Origin of the sequence: Duganella sp. 3397, from assembly GCF_031456625.1 — a bacterium.
Lineage (GTDB): Bacteria > Pseudomonadota > Gammaproteobacteria > Burkholderiales > Burkholderiaceae_D > Rugamonas > Rugamonas phyllosphaerae.
In genome coordinates, this window is the sequence record NZ_JAVDVB010000001.1 from 167,097 (window position 1) to 186,142 (window position 19,046).

The 19,046-nt window shown below is 62.3% G+C and carries 17 protein-coding genes; 10 read left to right on the top strand and 7 right to left on the bottom strand.

The features are described 5' to 3' along the window. Positions 1–78 precede the first annotated feature (78 nt). From J2X54_RS00705 to J2X54_RS00720, 4 genes are all read right to left on the bottom strand, one after another. Positions 79–780: a transposase gene (locus J2X54_RS00705; protein ID WP_310176648.1), complete on the bottom strand. Its 702-nt coding sequence runs from the start codon at positions 778–780 to the stop codon at positions 79–81. Between the two features lie 215 nt (positions 781–995). Then, positions 996–1,676 carry a response regulator transcription factor gene (locus J2X54_RS00710; protein WP_070249897.1) on the bottom strand — a complete coding sequence of 227 codons (681 nt, stop codon included), beginning with the start codon at positions 1,674–1,676 and terminating at the stop codon, positions 996–998. An 86-nt stretch (positions 1,677–1,762) separates the two neighbouring features. After that, on the bottom strand, positions 1,763–2,890 hold the full coding sequence (locus J2X54_RS00715; protein ID WP_310176653.1) for a PAS domain-containing sensor histidine kinase: 1,128 nt from the start codon (positions 2,888–2,890) through the stop codon (positions 1,763–1,765). A gap of 6 nt (positions 2,891–2,896) precedes the next feature. Then, a complete protein-coding gene (locus J2X54_RS00720; protein ID WP_310176656.1) occupies positions 2,897–6,040 on the bottom strand; it encodes a DEAD/DEAH box helicase in 3,144 nt (1,047 codons plus the stop codon). Between the two features lie 226 nt (positions 6,041–6,266). Between J2X54_RS00720 and J2X54_RS00725 the strand changes: the two genes are divergently transcribed. The 3 genes from J2X54_RS00725 (at position 6,267) to J2X54_RS00735 (ending at position 9,663) form a co-directional block, all read left to right on the top strand. After that, the gene (locus J2X54_RS00725; RefSeq protein WP_310176659.1) at positions 6,267–8,615 is read left to right on the top strand and encodes a Tex family protein; all 2,349 of its coding nucleotides are present in this window, start codon (positions 6,267–6,269) and stop codon (positions 8,613–8,615) included. A 153-nt stretch (positions 8,616–8,768) separates the two neighbouring features. Beyond that, positions 8,769–9,080, top strand: coding sequence for a Grx4 family monothiol glutaredoxin (grxD, locus tag J2X54_RS00730; RefSeq protein WP_070249901.1), 312 nt, complete (start codon positions 8,769–8,771; stop codon positions 9,078–9,080). Continuing rightward, positions 9,073–9,663 (top strand): UbiX family flavin prenyltransferase, encoded by a 591-nt coding sequence (locus J2X54_RS00735; protein ID WP_070249902.1) that lies wholly within the window; start codon positions 9,073–9,075, stop codon positions 9,661–9,663. The genes grxD and J2X54_RS00735 overlap by 8 nt, the downstream gene beginning before the upstream one ends. A 59-nt stretch (positions 9,664–9,722) precedes the next feature. On the opposite strand, the gene J2X54_RS00740 is transcribed toward J2X54_RS00735, so the two are convergent. Both J2X54_RS00740 and J2X54_RS00745 read right to left on the bottom strand, forming a co-directional pair. Beyond that, entirely contained in the window at positions 9,723–9,896 is a 174-nt protein-coding gene (locus J2X54_RS00740) for a hypothetical protein (RefSeq protein ID WP_310176663.1), read from the bottom strand. 298 nt (positions 9,897–10,194) lie between these two features. After that, on the bottom strand, positions 10,195–10,602 hold the full coding sequence (locus tag J2X54_RS00745) for a hypothetical protein (RefSeq protein WP_070249904.1): 408 nt from the start codon (positions 10,600–10,602) through the stop codon (positions 10,195–10,197). A 267-nt stretch (positions 10,603–10,869) separates the two neighbouring features. Here J2X54_RS00745 and J2X54_RS00750 point away from each other — a divergent pair, with 267 nt between their 5' ends. The 6 genes from J2X54_RS00750 (at position 10,870) to J2X54_RS00775 (ending at position 17,458) form a co-directional block, all read left to right on the top strand. Further along, on the top strand, positions 10,870–11,277 hold the full coding sequence (locus tag J2X54_RS00750; protein ID WP_310176666.1) for a MerR family DNA-binding transcriptional regulator: 408 nt from the start codon (positions 10,870–10,872) through the stop codon (positions 11,275–11,277). Between the two features lie 106 nt (positions 11,278–11,383). Next, a complete protein-coding gene (locus tag J2X54_RS00755; protein WP_310176669.1) occupies positions 11,384–12,568 on the top strand; it encodes an isovaleryl-CoA dehydrogenase in 1,185 nt (394 codons plus the stop codon). A 35-nt stretch (positions 12,569–12,603) separates the two neighbouring features. Continuing rightward, positions 12,604–14,424 carry a bifunctional isocitrate dehydrogenase kinase/phosphatase gene (gene aceK / locus J2X54_RS00760; RefSeq protein WP_310176671.1) on the top strand — a complete coding sequence of 607 codons (1,821 nt, stop codon included), beginning with the start codon at positions 12,604–12,606 and terminating at the stop codon, positions 14,422–14,424. Beyond that, positions 14,417–15,637, top strand: a complete 1,221-nt coding sequence (locus J2X54_RS00765) for an acetyl-CoA C-acyltransferase (protein WP_310176673.1) — start codon at positions 14,417–14,419, stop codon at positions 15,635–15,637. The genes aceK and J2X54_RS00765 overlap by 8 nt, the downstream gene beginning before the upstream one ends. Continuing rightward, entirely contained in the window at positions 15,622–16,290 is a 669-nt protein-coding gene (locus J2X54_RS00770; protein ID WP_310176675.1) for an SDR family oxidoreductase, read from the top strand. Before J2X54_RS00765 ends, J2X54_RS00770 begins: the two co-directional genes overlap by 16 nt. Positions 16,291–16,330: 40 nt before the next feature. Then, positions 16,331–17,458 (top strand): acyl-CoA dehydrogenase family protein, encoded by a 1,128-nt coding sequence (locus J2X54_RS00775; RefSeq protein ID WP_310176677.1) that lies wholly within the window; start codon positions 16,331–16,333, stop codon positions 17,456–17,458. Between the two features lie 3 nt (positions 17,459–17,461). Here the strand turns inward: J2X54_RS00775 and lepB are convergent, their stop codons facing one another. Continuing rightward, positions 17,462–18,229, bottom strand: coding sequence for a signal peptidase I (lepB, locus tag J2X54_RS00780; protein WP_310176680.1), 768 nt, complete (start codon positions 18,227–18,229; stop codon positions 17,462–17,464). A gap of 217 nt (positions 18,230–18,446) precedes the next feature. On the opposite strand from lepB, the gene J2X54_RS00785 reads away from it, so the two are divergent. After that, positions 18,447–19,028, top strand: coding sequence for a flavin reductase family protein (locus tag J2X54_RS00785; RefSeq protein WP_310176682.1), 582 nt, complete (start codon positions 18,447–18,449; stop codon positions 19,026–19,028). The last annotated feature ends 18 nt before the right edge of the window (positions 19,029–19,046 follow it).

The window sequence follows — 19,046 nt, forward strand, 5'->3', positions numbered from 1 at the left end:
ATTTTTTATTAGGGACAGAGTGGTTTGGGTGCGAAAAAAGCCGCAGCAGCGAAATATACTGCGGCGGCTTTGACGGATTTATGCGTTTTCTTGCTTGATCTTGAATGGCCGTCCGCGCTTGGCGGGTAGCACCCGGCGCTTGACCTTGTTTTGCAAAACAGTCTTGAACTGGTCCGAGCCCAGCGGCCAGCCCTTGAGCAGGGCATTGCTGATGCGGGTGATATCGTCGCTGGAGATCACCAGTTCGAACAAGGCAACGTAGGCAGCCTCGCGCTCGAACGGCGTGTTGCCCAGCTCCCAGAACTTCGGATGATCGATGATCAGCCCGTCCGGGCGGATGCCGGCGTGGTGACAATAGCTCGACCAGCGGTAGTCCTCGTGGCGCACCGCCAGGCCGCTCCGGACCGGGTTCGATTCGATGTACCGGCTGCACAACATGAAATAGGCATCGGCGTCGATCAACGAGGTCTTGTAGCGTCCGTTCCACAAGGTACCGCTGCGGCTGTATTTCTGGTTGAAGTACGGCACGTAGTAGCGGCCCACCCACTGCATCATCTGGCCCAAGCCCTCCTCATCGGTGGGCGTGACCAGCAAATGCAGGTGGTTGGGCATCAGTACATAGGCGTGGACCTGCACCTTGTAGGTCTTGGCGGCTGCGCGCAGCCAGCCGAGAAAAGCCAGGTAGTCGTCATCGTCGTGGAACACCGGTTGTTCGTTGTTGCCGGTCTGGATGACGTGGTGCGGCTGGTGGGGAACGATGAGGCGGGGCAAGCGGGCCATGATCATTGCGTAAAATTTGGCCACGCGACGCTGCATCGTCATTCCCGCGAAGGCGGGAATCTAATTCGCATGCGTGGCGTCGGCGCCCGAAAACTGGATTCCCGCCTGCGCGGGAATGACGGAGCTAAAGCTGACGAAGCAAGATACCACTGTGGCCCTGTAAAATCGAGCGAATGGGCAAATCTGCTTCCGCCCTGCCTTTATTTATTTCAAAGTCAGGACAAATTGAAACTGGCGGAGAGGCTGTAACCCTCGCCGTAGGCGCTGCGCAGCGGCAGGTCCTGGCCCAGGCCGGTGCGGGCCTTCTTGCGCAGGCGGTACACCAGCATGTCCACCCGGCGCCCGGCGTCGGGATCGTCGCCGCCGATGCCGGCCACGATCACCTGGCGCGGCACGGGCCGGGTGTTAATCGTGAGCAGGTGCAGGAAGTTGCATTCCTTTTCGGTCAGCGTGATCGCCGTGCCTTGCAGTTCCAGTTGGCGGGCGCTCACTTTCAGGGTCCACTTGCTCGGTGTCGGTGCAGTTTCCTGCGGTCCCACGCGGCGGTCGAGCGCCTCGATGTGGGCGGCCAGCTCCGGGAACTTGATCGGCTTGGTCAGATAATGGTCGGCGCCCAGGCGCAGGCCGAGGATGCGGTTGTCGAACGCCACGCGCCCGGTCAGGACCAGCAAACCGATCTGCGGATACAGCTGGCGCATGCGCGGGATGACGTTAAAACCGTCTTCGTCGGGGAGGCCGAGATCGAGTACGACCACGCCCACGTTGCCGTGGCTCAGTGCGGTCCACATATCGCTGGCGTTATTGGTGATGTGCACCTCGTGTTGAAGTTCAGTCAGGAACTCCGCCATTTCCTCGGCGTAGTCCAGATTGTCTTCCACGATCAGTATTTGCGTCATTGATGCGCCATTCGATGTTTTACGGACAAACTGCCCAGTGTAAACTTGCTATTCAGTAGAGCATCAGCGGGCCGCGAGCCCGTCACCTACATCGGGGGATTATCACTGTTGCTACCCACTCGCGCAAGGCTTTTCCCCGGCTTGGCCGTCACCGGCAGCCAAAAGCGAAATTCCGCGCCGCTTTCAGAAACATTTCTGACCGTAATGGTGCCTCCGTGGACATCGGCGATCGACCGCGCCATGTACAGCCCCAGGCCGGAACCGGCGACACCGGCGGCATTGCTGCCACGGGTGCCACGGCCGAAGATGGTCTCCAGTTCAGCTTCCAGCACGCCGGCGCCGTGGTCGCGCACCAGGAATTCGACGCCGCCTTCGACTGCCATCTTGCCGGTCAGTTCCAGCGGCGCGTCGGCCGGCGTGTATTTAATGGCATTGTCGAGCAGGATCTCCAGGCACAGGCGAATGCCGGCCGGGTCGCACCGCATCCACTGCGGCAGCGCTTCGATGTGCAAATCCACCCGGGCGCGGCGCGTACGCGCCACTTCGGCAGTCGCTTCGAGCAGGTTGGCCGGCGAAATCTCGTCCGGTTGGCGGGCGCGGCCGATGCTGGCCATGCGCTCGGGCGACAGGTACTCGTCGAGCATGGCCAGCATGCGGTCCACCGCCGCCTGGATCTTGCGGTAGCGCTTGCGCGTGCCTTCGTCGTGGTGGGTGCCGGTCATTTCCAGGCGCTGGACGGCGCCGTCGATGGTGGACAGCGGCGTGCGGAACTCGTGCGACAGCATCGAGGCGAATTTTTTCTGCTGGTCGGCCAGCGCGCGCCGCTCGGTCAAATCGCGCACCACGCCCAGTACCGAGACCGGCACGCCGTCGGCGTCCAGCATCAGCGTCGATTCGATTTCCACCGGCACGGTGTGGCCGTCGGCATGGGGCAGTTTGGTTTCGCGCACCAGGCGGCGGCGGCTGAGGTCGCCGGATTCGTAGCGGTCGAGCCGGGGCGCCAGTTCCTGCGCCAGGTCCCAGGCCAGGGCCCGGGCGGTGTCCAGCGTGTAGCCGAACTGGGTTTCGGCGGCATGGCTCAGCCATTCGAGTTCGCCGCTGGCGCAGTCGATCATCCAGCTCACTTCGCCACTGTGGTCGAGCAGCTGGCGGTAGCGCGCTGCCTCCTGCTGCGACTGGCGCAGCGCACTTTCCAACTCAGCCACGGTCGCCATGATCGATTACTCGACCAGCGGGGCGAAGATTTGTTGCAGGTCTTCTTGCGTGAGTGCCATTTTTTGCGACTCCCCTTCTGCCAGGATCGATTGCGCGAGATCCGATTTTTTCTGTTGCAGGATCTGGATCTTTTCTTCCAGCGTGCCCTTGGCGATCAGTTTATACACGAACACCGGCTTGTCCTGGCCGATGCGCCAGGCGCGGTCGGTGGCCTGGTTTTCCGCTGCCGGGTTCCACCATGGATCGTAGTGGATCACGGTGTCGGCCGCAGTCAGGTTCAGGCCCACGCCGCCCGCCTTCAGGCTGATCAGGAAAATCGGCACCGCGCCCTGCTGGAACGCCGCCACTTGCGCGCTGCGGTCCTTGGTGTCGCCGGTGAGCAGCGCGTACGGAATGTCGCGCGCTTCGAGTTCCTGTTCGATCAGTTCCAGCATGCTGGTAAATTGCGAGAATACAAGGATCTTACGCTTTTCTTCCAGCAAGTCTTCAACCATTTGCATCAGGTCGATCAGCTTGGCCGAGCCGGCCGTCTGTTTTTTCGACGACAGCGATTTCACCAGCCGTGGATCGCAGCACACTTGGCGCAGCTTGAGCAGCGCTTCGAGAATGACGATCTGGCTGCGCGCCACGCCCTTGCGGTCGATTTCGTCGCGCACTTTCTGGTCCATGGCAAGGCGCACGGTTTCGTACAGGTCGCGCTGGGCGCCGGTCAGTTCCACGCGGCGCACCATCTCGGTCTTCGGCGGCAGTTCCTTGGCCACGTTGTCCTTGGTCCGGCGCAGCAGGAACGGCTTGATGCGGCGATTGAGCAGCGAGCGGCGCAGCGGATCGTCCTGGCGTTCGATCGGATGGCGGAACACGGTATTGAACCCCTTCTCGTCACCGAGCAGGCCCGGCAGCAGGAAGTGGAATTGCGACCACAGTTCGCCGAGGTGGTTTTCCAGCGGCGTGCCCGACAGGCACAGGCGGTGACGCGCGCGCAGCAGGCCGGCGCTCTGGGCCGCCTTGCTGCGGGTGTTCTTGATGTAATGCGATTCGTCCAGGATCACCAGGTGGAAATCGTGCTCGCGCAATTTTTCCTCGTCGCGCGGCAACAGCGCATACGTGGTGAGCACCAGGTCGGCGCCGTCGATCTGGTCGAACTGCGCCATGCGGTCCTTGCCTTGCAACAGCAGCACTTTCAGGTCGGGAGCGAACCGCGCCGCCTCTTCCTGCCAGTTGCCCATCAGGCTGGTCGGGGCGATCACCAAGGCCGGTGCGGTCAGGCGCCCGGCTTCCTTTTCCACCAGGATGTGGGCCAGCGTTTGCACGGTTTTACCGAGGCCCATGTCATCGGCCAGGATGCCGCCGAAGTTGTATTCGCGAAGGAACTGCATCCACGACAAACCATCGGTTTGATAGTCGCGCAGGGTGGCTCGCAGGCCGGCCGGGGTGGCGATGCGCTTGACGGCGCCGAACTGGTTCAAGCGTGAGCCCATGTCGCGCAGCTCTTCGCCGCCGGTCCATTGCATCTCGACGTTGCGGGACAGTTCGTCGAGGCGGGCGGCGTCGAGGGTGGCCATGCGCAGCGAGGTCTTGATCTTGTCGTTGAAATACAACTCGCCCAGGGTGCCCAGGATGGGCTTGATGCGCGCCCACGGCAGCGCCACCCGTGAGCCGTCCGGCAAGGTGGCCAGCATCTGGTCGTCGTCGCCGTGGTGGGCGATGGCCTTGGGGGTGAAGTCGAGCGGCGCGCTGCGGATCAGTTGCACCAGCACCGGCAGCAGCGGCACCCGTTCCTGGTCCACCAGGATGCCGAGCTCGAGGTTGAACCAGGTGTTGCCGCCGTCGGCTTCGTCAGCCGTGACGTCGGCGTACCAGGCGCCGGCGTCGCGCAGGTCGTAGCGGTACTTGGCGGTCTTTTCCAGTTTCCAGCCCGCTTCTTTCAATTCGGCAATGCCCTCGCGGGCAAAGCGGATCCAGGCGGCCTGGTTGGGCAGCAGCAAACCGCCCTTGAGGCTGCTGAGCGGCAGCGTGGTCGGGGCAGTAAATGTGCGCTCGGACAGCAGGGCCAAGGCAGAGGCTTCGGCCGCCACATCGCGCTCGATGATTTCGGTAACGTCACCCTTCTGGCGCACCACGCGCTGCGACGGATCGAACGACACCCGTTCGCCGTCGTAGTCGAACGACAGCACGGCAAAGTCGTGCCAGCGCTGCAGCGAACCGTCGGCCAGCATGGCGGCGTCGAGCGTGAGCACCGGGCGTGGCTTGACGTCGTCGCGCAGGCGCTGCGGCAGCGGTTGCGGCAGCGGCATCAACTGCTGCAAGCCGTGGGCCAGCAGCAATTGCGAGACGCGCATCTTGTCGTGGTTGGTCAGCAGCGGCGCTTGCGCCACCAGCGCCTGCAGGTCGGCCAGCGGGATCGCGGCGCCGCCCTGGTTCAGTTGCAGCACGCCGCACGACAGGTTGTCGATATACCACGGTGGATCGGTGGGCAACATGTAGTCGACCTGGTCGGCGCCGGCTTGCCCCGCATGGCGCGCGCCCGGCGCCGGCTGCACGGCCCAGCCCAAGCGTAATCCTTTGCCCTCTTCGCGCCAGGCCAGGTTGGCTTCGCGCAGCACGCCGCCCTTCAGTGGATAGACCAGGCCGTTACCGACGTCGGCCCAGGAGTTGGCCCACAACAGTTTATCCTGCTCGGCCAGCATTTGCAGCAGCGCCGCGCCGATCTTGCCGCGTGGTTCGGTGGCCGAACCGGTCTGCGAATTTTGCCCGCTGCGCATCGCCACGAAAAAGCGCACCAGGTCCTCGTCGCCCGCGACCAGGAAGTTGGGCGGCGCCGACAGCAGCGAGAAAATTTCACTGACCGGCGTGGCAGCCGCGACGTCGCCATTGGACCGCAACCGCGCCTTGTACAGGCACAGCGCCACGTGACGGCCACCGCTGGTGGGCGCGAGCACGTAGATCAGGCGGTACTGGGTTTGCTTGGGGTCGGCGTCAACCGGCGGCGGCGTGAGCTTGGCCTTGGGATGCGCTGCGGCGTCCACCCGCTGCAGCCACGTGGCGACAGCATACGAGAGTTGATTCGCAGGGGGCGTCAGGCGCGGGGGTGCAGCCGGTGCCGAGGGGGCAGCTTTTACTTCGGAAGCGTCGTCGCGGGTAAAATCCATGGGTCGCATTGTTGTTCAAAGATGGTTCAAAATCGGCAACAGGCGATATTATCCGCCATACACGCGTTCGTGTTTGCGGATTCTATCGAAAAGCCGCCATTCAATCGGTGTTTCCGCACGCATTCGGCACACATCCGCGCGCACACAGTCCGTTTCCGCTGTCAAGACTGGCAGATTCGCCAAGATTGCGTATGATTCCGGGCTTGACTGCTTAGGATGCCCTCTCATGTTGCCTTCCATCGAACAACGCCTCGCCCTCGAACTTGCTGCCAAACCGGCCCAGGTTGCCGCCGCCATCGCCCTGCTCGACGAAGGCGCCACCGTGCCGTTCATCGCGCGTTATCGCAAGGAAGCAACGGGCGGCCTCGACGACATCCAGCTGCGCCTCCTGGAAGAACGCCTGCGCTACCTGCGCGAGCTGGAAGACCGGCGCGCCGCTATCGTGGCATCTATTACCGAACAGAACAAGATGACGCCGGTCTTGCTAGATGCAGTCATGCACGCCGAAGACAAGACCCGCCTCGAAGATTTGTATCTTCCGTACAAACAAAAACGCCGCACCAAGGCCCAGATCGCCATCGAAGCGGGCCTGGCGCCGCTGGCCGACGGCCTGCTGGGCAACCCGGACCTGAACCCGGAAACCGAGGCCGCCAACTACCTGCGCGAGGCCTTTACATCCACCGACGGCAACAACCCGGGCGTGGCCGACACCAAGGCAGCGCTCGATGGCGCGCGCCAGATCCTGATGGAACGCTTTGCCGAAGATGCAACCTTGCTGCAATCGCTGCGCGAATACGTACAGGAGCATGGCATTGTCCAGTCGAAAGTCATTGAAGGAAAACAAGACGAAGGCGAAAAGTTCGCCGATTATTTTGATTATTCCGAACCCCTCGCCAACGTTCCTTCGCACCGCGCGCTGGCGCTGATGCGCGGCCGCCGCGAGGGCATCCTCGACGTGGCGCTGCGCCTCGACAGCGAACCGGAAAAACCGAAATGGGACGCGCCGCACAATCCGTGCGAGAGCCGCATCGCCGCGCGCTTCGGCATCCGGCAGCAGGGTCGCCCGGCTGACAAGTGGCTGGCCGACACGGCGCGCTGGACCTGGCGCGTAAAAAGTTTCATGCACCTCGATACTGAATTGATGGGCGCGCTGCGCGAAAAATCCGAGCTCGACGCCATCAACGTGTTCGCTACCAACCTGAAAGCCTTGTTGCTGGCAGCACCCGCCGGTCAGCACGCCACCATGGGCTTGGACCCGGGCCTGCGCACCGGCGTCAAGGTGGCGGTGGTCGATGCCACCGGCAAGGTGGTCGATACGGCCGTGATCTATCCGCACCAGCCCAGGAACGACTGGGACGGTTCGCTGCACACGCTGGGCAAGCTGGCCGCCAAGCACAATGTCTCCTTGATTTCGATCGGCAACGGCACCGCCTCGCGCGAGACCGATAAATTGGCACAGGACTTGATCAAGCGCTTCCCAGAGCAAAAGATGAGCAAGATCGTCGTCTCGGAAGCGGGCGCGTCGGTGTACTCGGCGTCCGAATTCGCGTCGCGCGAGTTGCCGGATATGGATGTATCGCTGCGCGGCGCGGTATCGATTGCCCGCCGCCTGCAGGATCCGCTGGCTGAACTGGTCAAGATCGATCCGAAATCGATCGGCGTGGGCCAGTACCAGCACGATGTGTCGCAAACCCAGCTGGCGCGCACGCTCGACGCCGTGGTCGAGGATTGCGTCAATGCCGTGGGCGTGGACGTGAATACGGCATCGGCGCCGCTGCTGGCGCGGGTGTCGGGCCTGTCGGCGTCGGTGGCGCAGGCCATCGTCACCTATCGCGATGCAAAGGGCGCGTTTACGTCGCGCAGCGGGCTGAAATCGGTACCGCGCCTGGGTGATAAAACGTTCGAGCTGGCGGCGGGCTTTTTGCGCGTGACCGGCGGCGACAATCCGCTCGACGCCTCGGCCGTGCACCCGGAATCGTATCCGCTGGTGGAAAAAATCCTGGCTGATATCAAGAAGGACATCAAGGGCGTGATCGGCGAAGCTGCACTGATCAAATCACTGAATCCGGCCAAGTACGCGGACGACAAGTTCGGCGTGCCGACCATCACCGACATTTTAAAAGAGCTGGAAAAGCCGGGCCGCGATCCACGGCCGGAATTTACCACTGCCACCTTCAAGGAAGGCGTGGAAGAAATCCGCGACCTGCGCCCGGACATGATCCTCGAGGGCGTGGTGACCAACGTCGCCGCCTTCGGCGCTTTTGTCGACATCGGCGTGCACCAGGACGGCCTGGTGCATATCTCGGCGCTGTCGAACACCTTCGTGAAAGATCCGCACACGGTGGTCAAGGCCGGCCAGGTGGTGAAAGTGAAAGTGCTGGAAGTGGACGAAAAGCGCAAGCGCATCGCCCTGACCATGCGCCTGACCGACAGCGCCCCGCAGCCAGGCGCCCAGCCACAACAGCGCGCCGACCGCAACGACCGCAAGAGCATGGGCCAGCACCAGAAGCAAAGCGCCCGCGAACAACCGGCCGGCGGCAGCATGGCTGCTGCGTTTGCCAAGCTGCGGGGTTGAGCTTCGGGGTCAGTGCCGACATTCAGACACGGCCTCGGCCGCTAAATGCTGAGCACGTGTCCAATTGTCGGCACTGACCCCGAAGTGGCAGTACGCGTGCGGCGCATTTCTTATAAAATGTCGCCATCTATTTACTTCATTACCGAGGCAGCTATGAGCGACGTACAAACCTGGATCAAAGAGACCGTGAGCAACACCCCGGTGGTGCTGTTCATGAAGGGCACCGCCCAGTTCCCGCAGTGCGGCTTTTCCGGCCGTGCCATCCAGATCCTGAAATCTTGCGGCGTTGAAAACATTGCCACCGTCAATGTGCTGGAAGATCCGGAAGTTCGCCAGGGCATCAAGGACTACTCGAACTGGCCAACCATTCCCCAGCTCTACGTCAAGGGCGAATTCATCGGCGGTTCGGACATCATGAACGAAATGTTCGAGTCGGGCGAACTGAAAGCCCTGTTGAATGGCTGATCGCCCGCTGCGGCTGATCGTTGCCATCACCGGCGCCACCGGCGCCATCTATGGCGTGCGACTGCTGCAGCATTTGCAACACACCGCCGGCGTCGAGACCCATGTACTGGTCTCGGATGCCGCCGTGCTGACCTTGCACCAGGAAACCGGCTTGCAGCGACGAGACGTGGAGGCGTTTGCCCACGTGGTGCACAAGGTACGCGATATCGGCGCCTCGATTGCCAGCGGTTCGTTCCAGTCGGATGGGATGGTAGTGGCGCCGTGCTCGATGAAGACGCTGGCGTCGGTGGCGCACGGCCTGTCGGACAATTTGATTACGCGCGCGGCCGACGTGGTGCTCAAGGAGCGCCGGCGCCTGGTGCTGATGGTGCGGGAAACGCCGTTCAACCTGGCGCACCTGCGCAATATGACGGCGGTGACGGAAATGGGCGGGATTATCTACCCGCCCCTGCCCGGCTTTTATCACAAGCCGCAATCGATCGAAGAGATGGTGGACCACACCGTGGGGCGGGTAATCGACTTGTTCGGCATCGACCACGCACTGACGCCGCGCTGGCATGGCATGAAGCCGTCCGGCCAATAAACACCACTGCAACATTGCCACGCTGCCAGGCCAACCTGGCCGGCAGCGCCACCGAGGTCCTAGCGCGCGCCGAAATGCAGGCCGTCTTCCGCTTTTTTCAGTTCCCTGGCTTCTTCCACCATGCGCCGGTCGGCGATGCGCTTGCGCATGACCTCGGCATGCTTGGCGGCCGTCATGGGCGGGGCGGTCATCAATTCCTTCAGCTGCGCGACATTGCTGTAGTTACTTTTCATATGGCTGCTCAAAGGCTGGACTCCAAGTAATCACTACGACTGCAACCGCAAGTCTGTGACAACAACTGTCGATGACAACTTGCCGTTGCAAGTCAGCGGTGCTGACGCCTTATTGTGCCTGAAATCCAATTCTGGATCATGACAATTCGCAAACGTACTTCAAATAAAAAAGTAGCGTTGACGTGAATCAATCCCGCCACCGTGATTCCGAACAAAAAGCGGAAAAGTCATGAAACAAGGTTCACGCGGCAACAGTAAAAATGGCCCTTTCCGCCACTGCAAAAACCGCGCAACTTTATTACTTTTGGTAGTTAACCCGGACCAGCATGCGAATAAATTCGCGGGCAATTTGCTTGTGATGTTCGTCCAAGCGCTGTAAATCGGCAATTAACTTGACGTCAGCCGACTCGAAGCGCGAGACACCGTTGGCGCCGTCGCCTTCCGGGGTACCGTGTTCGGCGCCGCCAAAGCGCAACCACTCCGCAGGCACGCCCAGCCATTGGGCGATCATGCGCAGCTTCTCCTGGGTCGGTATCGCCTCGCCCACGAGCCACTTGCGGGCTGCGTGGACGGTAATCGGTCGCCCGTCAAAGCGGATATTGAACTCGCGCGCCAGCCGGGTGGGGCTGTCTGGGGAGTAGTGGGCATTCTTCAGCGCTTGCTGAAGGCGCTGGCTAAAGCTTTCGCGTTCATTTGAGGAATTCATCGTTGCACTATTTCATGTTGCGTCATGAAAGTCAGTCTCTTGAAGCAGAGCTTGATTTGTGACGCTGTGTGGTTCTAAAGTTAACGTTATCGGCTCTGCCAAAAGCGGGAGGGCCCTGGTGGCTGAGCAAATTTTATTTTGTTTTTTGCTTCTATGGAACACTAAACCGTGGAGCGTTATAAATCAAGAAATGTCGCAAGCATCTGCTGCCGCGCTACAATGGCCACTAACGTTAACGTAAGCGGAAATCCAACAATTATTTTGCCGATGTCCACCTATACCATTACCGAACTGGCCCGTGAATTCGACATCACGGCGCGCGCCATCCGCTTCTATGAAGACCAGGGGCTGCTGAGCCCGTTACGCGAGGGCACTGGCGGGCGCAACCGCGTGTATACGCCGCGCGACCGTACCCGCCTCAAGCTTACCTTGCGCGGCAAACGCCTGGGTTTGCCATTGTCGGAAATCCGCGACTTGGTCGACATGTACGAAACACCCAAAGACACGGCGGTGCAGATGAATCACTTTCTCGGCGTACTGGCGCGCCACCGCGAAAATCTGGAACAACAGCGCGAAGACATCGAAATGACCTTGGCCGAGATCACGGCCCACGAACAGGAATGCCGGCGCCTGATCGCCGCCGCTGCCGATGGCAAACCGGCTGCGCTGGACTGAGCACGGTTGACGTTTACGGTTGACGTTTACGTTAACGTCACTCAAGAGTATCATCGGATGTTCCAGGGAACCGGATTCCCGCCCATGACAACAATGAGGAAGAGACATGCTCGATCTGCCCGGACTGACCTTTGACCACGGCGAGGACATCGCCGCCCTGCGCGCAGCGGTGCAGCAGTTTGCCGCTGCCGAAATTGCGCCGCGCGCAGCCGAGATCGACCGCTCCGACCAGTTCCCGATGGACCTGTGGCGCAAGCTCGGCGACCTGGGGGTGCTGGGCGTGACCGTCGGCGAGGAATACGGCGGCGCCAACATGGGCTACCTGGCCCACATCGTGGCGATGGAAGAAATCTCGCGCGCTTCGGCCTCGGTCGGCCTGTCGTACGGCGCCCACTCCAACCTGTGCGTCAACCAGATCAAGCGCAACGGCACCGCAGAGCAAAAGCAGCGTTACCTGCCCAAGCTGGTCTCGGGCGAATTCATCGGCGCGCTGGCCATGTCCGAACCGAACGCCGGCTCCGACGTGGTCAGCATGAAGCTGCGCGCCGAACTCAAGGGCGACCGCTGGGTGCTCAACGGCACCAAGATGTGGATCACCAACGGGCCAGATGCCGACGTGCTGGTGGTCTACGCCAAGAACGACCTCGAGGCTGGCGCACGCGGCATGACCGCGTTCCTGATCGAAAAAACCTTCAAGGGTTTCTCGGTGGCGCAAAAGCTCGACAAGCTCGGCATGCGCGGCTCGCACACGGGCGAACTGGTGTTCGAGGACTGCGAAGTGCCGCTGGAAAATGTGCTCGGCGGCGTCGGCAAGGGCGTCAACGTGCTGATGTCAGGCCTCGATTTCGAGCGCACCGTGCTCTCCGGCGGCCCGCTCGGCATCATGCAGGCCTGCATGGATTCGGTGGTGCCGTACATCCACGAGCGCACCCAGTTCGGCCAGGCCATCGGCGAGTTCCAGCTGATGCAAGGCAAGCTGGCCGACATGTACTCGACCATGATGGCCTGCAAGGCCTACGTTTACGCGGTGGGCCAGGCCTGCGACCGCGCCGCCACGCCCGAAGCGGTGCGCAACCTGCGCAAGGACGCCGCCGGCGCCATCCTGTACAGCGCCGAAAAGGCCACGTGGATGGCCGGCGAAGCGATCCAGGCACTGGGCGGCAATGGCTACATCAACGAGTACCCGGTCGGGCGCCTGTGGCGCGACGCCAAGCTGTATGAAATTGGCGCCGGCACCAGCGAAATTCGCCGCATGCTGATCGGCCGCGAACTGTTCGCGGAAACCCGCTAAGCGCGCCAGGCGGCCCTGCCACGGTGACATCGACCATGACCCGGGCCGCCTTCCCCAAGCTGCTGCGCTCGCAAATCGCGTTCGACATCGCCCGCGCCATTCTCGACGGCTTCGACAAGCACTACCGGCTGTTCCGCGCAACCAGCCGGCAGGCCAAGCGCTATTTCGAGCGCGGCGCCTGGGCCGAAGCGCAGCAAGCGGCGCGCGAACGGATCGACTTTTACGACCGCCGCGTGCAGGAGTGCGTGCAACTGCTTGAAGACGAATACAGCCAGGCCGACCTGTCCGACGACGTGTGGCAGGAACTCAAGCTGCACTACATCGGCCTGCTGTCCGACCATGCCCAGCCGGAGCTGGCCGAGACGTTTTTCAATTCCGTGTGCTGCAAGCTGCTGCACCGCAGCTACTTCCATAACGCCTACATTTTCGTGCGGCCGGTGATCTCCACCGAATACATCGACACCCGGGAACTTGCGCCCACCTACAAGGTCTATTACCCGGATGCCGATGGTGTGCATTTCGCGCTCAAGCGCATCATCACCAATTTTCAACTGAACGCGCCGTTCGCCAACCTCACGCGCGACGTCGAGCAAGTCGAGTCGCGCCTGCAGCAGCTGTTCGGCGCCACCCGCATCGAGGCCAACCACCAGATTCATGTGCTCTCAAACCTGTTCTTCCGTAACAAGGGAGCGTACATCGTGGGCAGGATCATCAATGGCAACCGCGAGTACCCGTTCGTCGTGCCGATCCTGCACGACCGCGAAGGCCATCTCGTGCTCGACACCGTGCTGCTCGACCCCGAGCAGATCACGGTGCTGTTCTCGTTTACGCGCGCTTATTTTTTGGTGGACATGGAAGTGCCGTCGTCCTATGTGCAATTCCTGCGCACGCTGTTGCCGCGCAAGCCGCGCAGCGAGATTTATACGATCCTCGGCCTGCAAAAACAGGGCAAGACGCTGTTCTACCGCGACTACCTGCAACATCTGAAACACTCGTCGGACCGCTTCGATATTGCACCCGGCATTCGCGGCCTGGTGATGCTGGTGTTTGCGCTGCCGTCGTTTCCGTACGTGTTCAAGGTGATCAAGGATTTTTATCCGCCACCGAAGGACACCACGCGCGCGCTGATCAAGCAGAAGTACTTGCTGGTCAAGCACCACGACCGCGTGGGCCGCATGGCGGACACGCTCGAATACTCCAACGTGGCGTTCCCGCGCCACCGCTTCTCGGAGCGCCTGGTCGCCGAACTCGAGCAATTTGCGCCGTCAATGGTGGAGGTCGATGGCGACCAGCTGATCATTCGCCACCTGTACATCGAACGGCGCATGGTGCCGCTCAATATGTGGCTGGCCCATGCCGACCAGGACGGCGACGATGTCCAGCTCGAACACGGCATCGTCGAGTACGGCAACGCCATCAAGGAACTGGTTGCCGCCAACATTTTCCCCGGCGATATGCTGTACAAGAATTTCGGCGTCACCCGCCACCAGCGCGTGGTGTTCTACGATTACGACGAAATCGAATACGTCACCGACTGCAACTTCCGCGACATCCCGCCAGCCCGCACGGAAGAAGACGAGATGGCGTCCGAGCCGTGGTACCCGGTCGGCAAGCACGACGTTTTTCCCGAGCAGTTCGGCCAGTTTTTACTCGGCAACCCCAAGATCCGCCGCTTTTTCCTGCAGCACCACGCCGACCTGCTCACGCGCGACTACTGGCAGGCGCGCAAGCAGCGCATTCTTGATGGCGTGGTGGAAGACGTCTATCCGTACCCGCAGCACATCCGCTTTTTCCATCATGTCAACACCCCGGCGGTTCCGCCGCCACCGTTTATGGAGATACTTGAAAATGAATGATCCAATTGTGATCGTGGGCGCAGCCCGCACCCCCATGGGCGCCTTCCAGGGCGACTTTTCCGGCCAGGCCGCGCACGACCTGGGCGCAGTGGCCATTGCCGCCGCCGTCGAGCGTGCCGGTATCGATGGCCAACTGGTCGAGCACGTCTATTTCGGCAACTGCCTGATGGCGGGCCAGGGCCAGGCGCCGGCACGCCAGGCGTTATTGAAAGCGGGCTTGCCCACCTCCACCGGCGCCGTCACCCTGTCCAAGATGTGCGGCTCGGCGATGCAGGCGGCGATTTTTGCGCATGACCAGCTGATCGCCGGCAGCGCCGACGTGGTGGTGGCCGGCGGCATGGAATCGATGACCAATGCGCCGTACCTGGTGCCCAAGGCGCGCGGCGGCTACCGCATCGGCCACGGCATGCTGCTCGACCACATGATGTACGACGGCCTCGAAGACGCCTACTCGCGCAACGAGAAAACCGGCGAAGGCCGCTCGATGGGCACCTTTGCCGAAGAGTGCGTAGCCAAGTATCAATTTACGCGCGAAGCGCAGGACAATTTCGCCATCGAGTCGGTCAAGCGCGCGCAAGCGGCGACCAGCGAAGGCTGGTTCAAATGGGAAATCGCGCCTGTCACGGTCAGCAGCCGCGCCGGCGACACCGTGATCGACCGCGACGAAGGTCCGTTGAAAGCCAAGCTCGACAAGATCCCAACCCTGCGCGCCGCGTTCAAAAAGGACGGCACCATCACCGCCGCCTCGTCGTCGTCGATCAACGACGGCGCCGCCGCCCTGGTCATGATGCGCGAATCGACCGCCGTCAAACTGGGCGCCAAGGTCATCGCCCGCATCCACGGCCACGCCACCCACGCCCAGGCGCCGGACCTGTTTACCACCGCGCCGATTGGCGCCATCGAAAAGCTGTACAAGAAAACCGGCTGGGCCAGCCGCGACGTCGATCTGTTCGAGATCAACGAAGCGTTCGCGGCCGTGCCGATGGCCGCCATGCGCGACCTCGACATCCCGCACAGCAAGATCAACGTGCACGGCGGCGCCTGCGCGCTCGGTCACCCGATCGGTGCCTCGGGCGCGCGCATCATCGTCACCCTGCTCGGTGCGCTCAAGCGCACCGGCGGCAAGAAAGGCGTGGCGGCATTGTGCATCGGCGGCGGCGAGGCGACCGCCATGGCTATCGAACTGGTGGAGGCATCATGCCAACCGCACTGATCATTGGCGCCTCGCGCGGCATCGGCCTGGAACTGGTCAAACAATATCGCGCCGACGGCTGGCGCGTGATCGCCACCGCGCGCAAGGCCGAGGACTGCACCGCCTTGACAGCGCTGGGCGCGGAAGCGCACAAGCTCGACGTGACCGACGTCGAAGCCTGCGCCGGCCTGGGCTGGAAGCTCGACGACGAGGAACTGGACGTAGCGTTCCTCAACGCCGGCGTGTATGGTCCGCGCCACGACGGTTTTCCGCAGCAATCGGATTTCGACACCGTGATGCATACCAATGTGCTGGCTGCGATGCGCCTGTTGCCGATCATCGCGCCGATGGTGGCCAGCAAGCGCGGCAAGCTGGCGGTACTGTCGTCGCACATGGGCTCGCTCAGCGAACGTAGCAACCCCAGCGGTTCGCTGTACCGCGCCAGCAAGGCGGCGCTGAACTCGGTGCTGATCGATACCGCGCTGGTGCATGGTCCGCAAGGCGCCACCTGCGTGGCGTTCCACCCGGGCTGGGTACGCACCGAGATGGGCGGCGCCGGCGCCGACATTTCGCCCGAGGAAAGTGCAGCGGGCATGCGCCATACGCTGGCCACCTTGCCGGCATCGGATAAAGCTGTGTACCGCAATTACGACGGCAAGCCGATCGGCTGGTAGCCCATCCTCCGCCCTTGAACGATAAAAAACACGAGACACCATGATACTGAGCCAGGAACACGACATGATCCGCGACGCCCTGCGCGCTTTTGCGCAGGAGCGTCTCGCCCCCAACGCCGCCCGCTGGGACAAGGAACACCATTTTCCGAAGGAGGAATTGCAGGAGCTTGCCGCCCTCGGCGCCTTCGGGGTAGCGGTGCCCGAAGCCTTGGGCGGCGCCGGCATGGATTACGTGTCGCTGGCGCTGGTGCTCGAGGAAATCGCCGCCGGCGACGGCGGCACGTCCACCATCATCTCGGTCAACAATTGCCCGGTGTGCAGCATCGCCATGATGTACGCCAACGACCGCCAGAAGGAACAATGGCTGCGTCCGCTGGCGCAAGGCGCGATGCTGGGCGCGTTCTGCCTGACCGAGCCGCACACGGGCAGCGACGCTGCCGCCCTGCGCACCACGGCCACGCGCGATGGCGACGAGTACGTACTCAACGGCGTCAAGCAGTTCATCACCAGCGGCAAATATGCGGACGTGGCGATCGTGCTGGCGGTGACCGACAAGGCCGCCGGCAAAAAGGGCATCAGCGCATTCTGGGTACCGACCAGCACGCCCGGCTACGTCGTCGCAGGGCTGGAACAGAAGATGGGCCAGCACTCGTCGGACACGGCGCAAATCCTGTTCGAGAATTGCCGCATTCCGGCAGAAAACCTGATCGGCGAAGAGGGGCAAGGCTACAAGATCGCGCTGTCGGGCCTGGAAGGCGGACGCATCGGCATCGCAGCCCAGGCCGTGGGCATGGCGCGCGCGGCGTACGAGGCAGCACTGAGCTACGCGCGCGACCGCGAAAGTTTCGGCAAGCCGATCTTCGAGCACCAGGCCGTGCAATTCCGCCTGGCCGACATGGCCACCCAGATCGAAGCGGCGCGGCAATTGATACGCCATGCGGCGTCGATGAAGGACGCGGGCTTGCCGTGCCTGAAGGAGGCGGCAATGGCGAAACTGTTCGCCTCCGAGATGGCCGAGCGCGTCTGTTCGGACGCGATCCAGGTCCACGGCGGCTACGGCTACGTCAGCGACTTCCCGGTCGAACGCATCTACCGCGACGTGCGCGTGTGCCAGATTTACGAGGGCACCAGCGATATCCAGAAACTGCTGATCGCGCGCGCCTTGTAGCAGTTACTGTGCAGGCGGGAAGATGGCCACGACCTTGCCGACGATGGCGCCGGACGGTACGAAGCCCCAGTAGCGGCTGTCCTGGCTGTTGTCGCGGTTGTCGCCCATCACGAAGTAGGCGCCGGCCGGCACCTTGCAGCGCAGGGTATCGTTGGCGCTCACGCAGTCGGCTGGCAACGATTGCTGATCATGGGCGATTGCCGGCACGTCGGGATCGATCACGATATCGAACTCCGACTTGACCGAGCGTTCACGGTAGCGCTGGAGATATTTTGGCGCAGGGTCGGTCAGCAGATGGTCATCGAGCCGTTTTCCACGGGTATCACTGCCATTGATGAAAACGTGCTTGTCGCGGTACTCGACCAGGTCGCCCGGCACACCAATCACGCGCTTGACGAAGACGGTCGCGAGGTCGCGCGGATAATCGAACGCAATCACGTCACCGCGCTCCACGGTAACCGAGAGCGGACGCGTGATCAATTTCGCGCCATACGTGGAATAATGGCCGTAACCCCACTTTTGCACGAGCAGGTTGGAGCGCACCGGGATGGTGGGCGTCATCGAGGTGGACGGCGCGTTGAACGGCTCCACGACAAACAAGCGTACCGGCACGATCACGACCGCCATGGCAACAACTGCGCCGATCAAACCGTACCGGCGGGCATACCACGGCTGCGGCACGCCTTCGCTGGCTGTGGCGGCCCGGCTCGCCAGGCGGTAGGCCAACACGGCGCAAGCCACAGCAAACGCCAGGGTTGCCAAGGCCATCATTGGCGAGTCCGGCAACGTAAAACCTATCCCCGCGAGCACCAACTGCAGAGCGAGCATCACCACCGCCAAACCCGGCCGTCCCAGGTACAAAAAGCCCAGCAACGGCATGAAGAACCCGAGCACGGTGGCCAACCACCTTTTTGGTTTGTAAAGCACGACTACCCCGTCAACGTGTATATTAATCAGCAATCTTACTGCGAAAAACCACTTAAAAACCATGACTGATTACATCGATTCTGTCCCACTGGAAAAAGCTTACCGCCTGCTCACCCACGGTCCGACCGTGCTGGTTTCGAGCCGCCACAACGGTGTGGATAACGTGATGGCCGCCGCCTGGTCGTGCGCGCTCGACTTCGCCCCGCCCAAGGTGACAGTGGTGATCGACAAGATCACCGCCACCCGGGCGCTGGTCGAAGGCAGCGGCATGTTCGTGCTGCAAGTGCCGACCGTCGCGCAGTTGCAACTGACCGAGCAACTGGGCACGACCAGCCTGGCGACCGAACCACACAAGCTGCAACGCGCCCAGGCCGAACTGTTCCATATCGACGGCCATGACCTGCCGTTCGTGGCCGGCTGCTCGGCCTGGCTGGCGTGCCGGCTGGTGCCGGAACCGCACAACCAGCAGACTTATGACTTGTTCATCGGCGAAGTGGTGGGCGCCTGGTCCGATACGCGCGCGTTCAAGGACGGCCACTGGCAGTTCGAACATGCCGATCCGGCCTGGCGCAGCCTGCACCACGTGGCCGGCGGACACTTTTATGCGATTGGCGAGGCACTGACGGTCACGCCGGAAAAATAGGCGAAAAAAAAGCCCGCT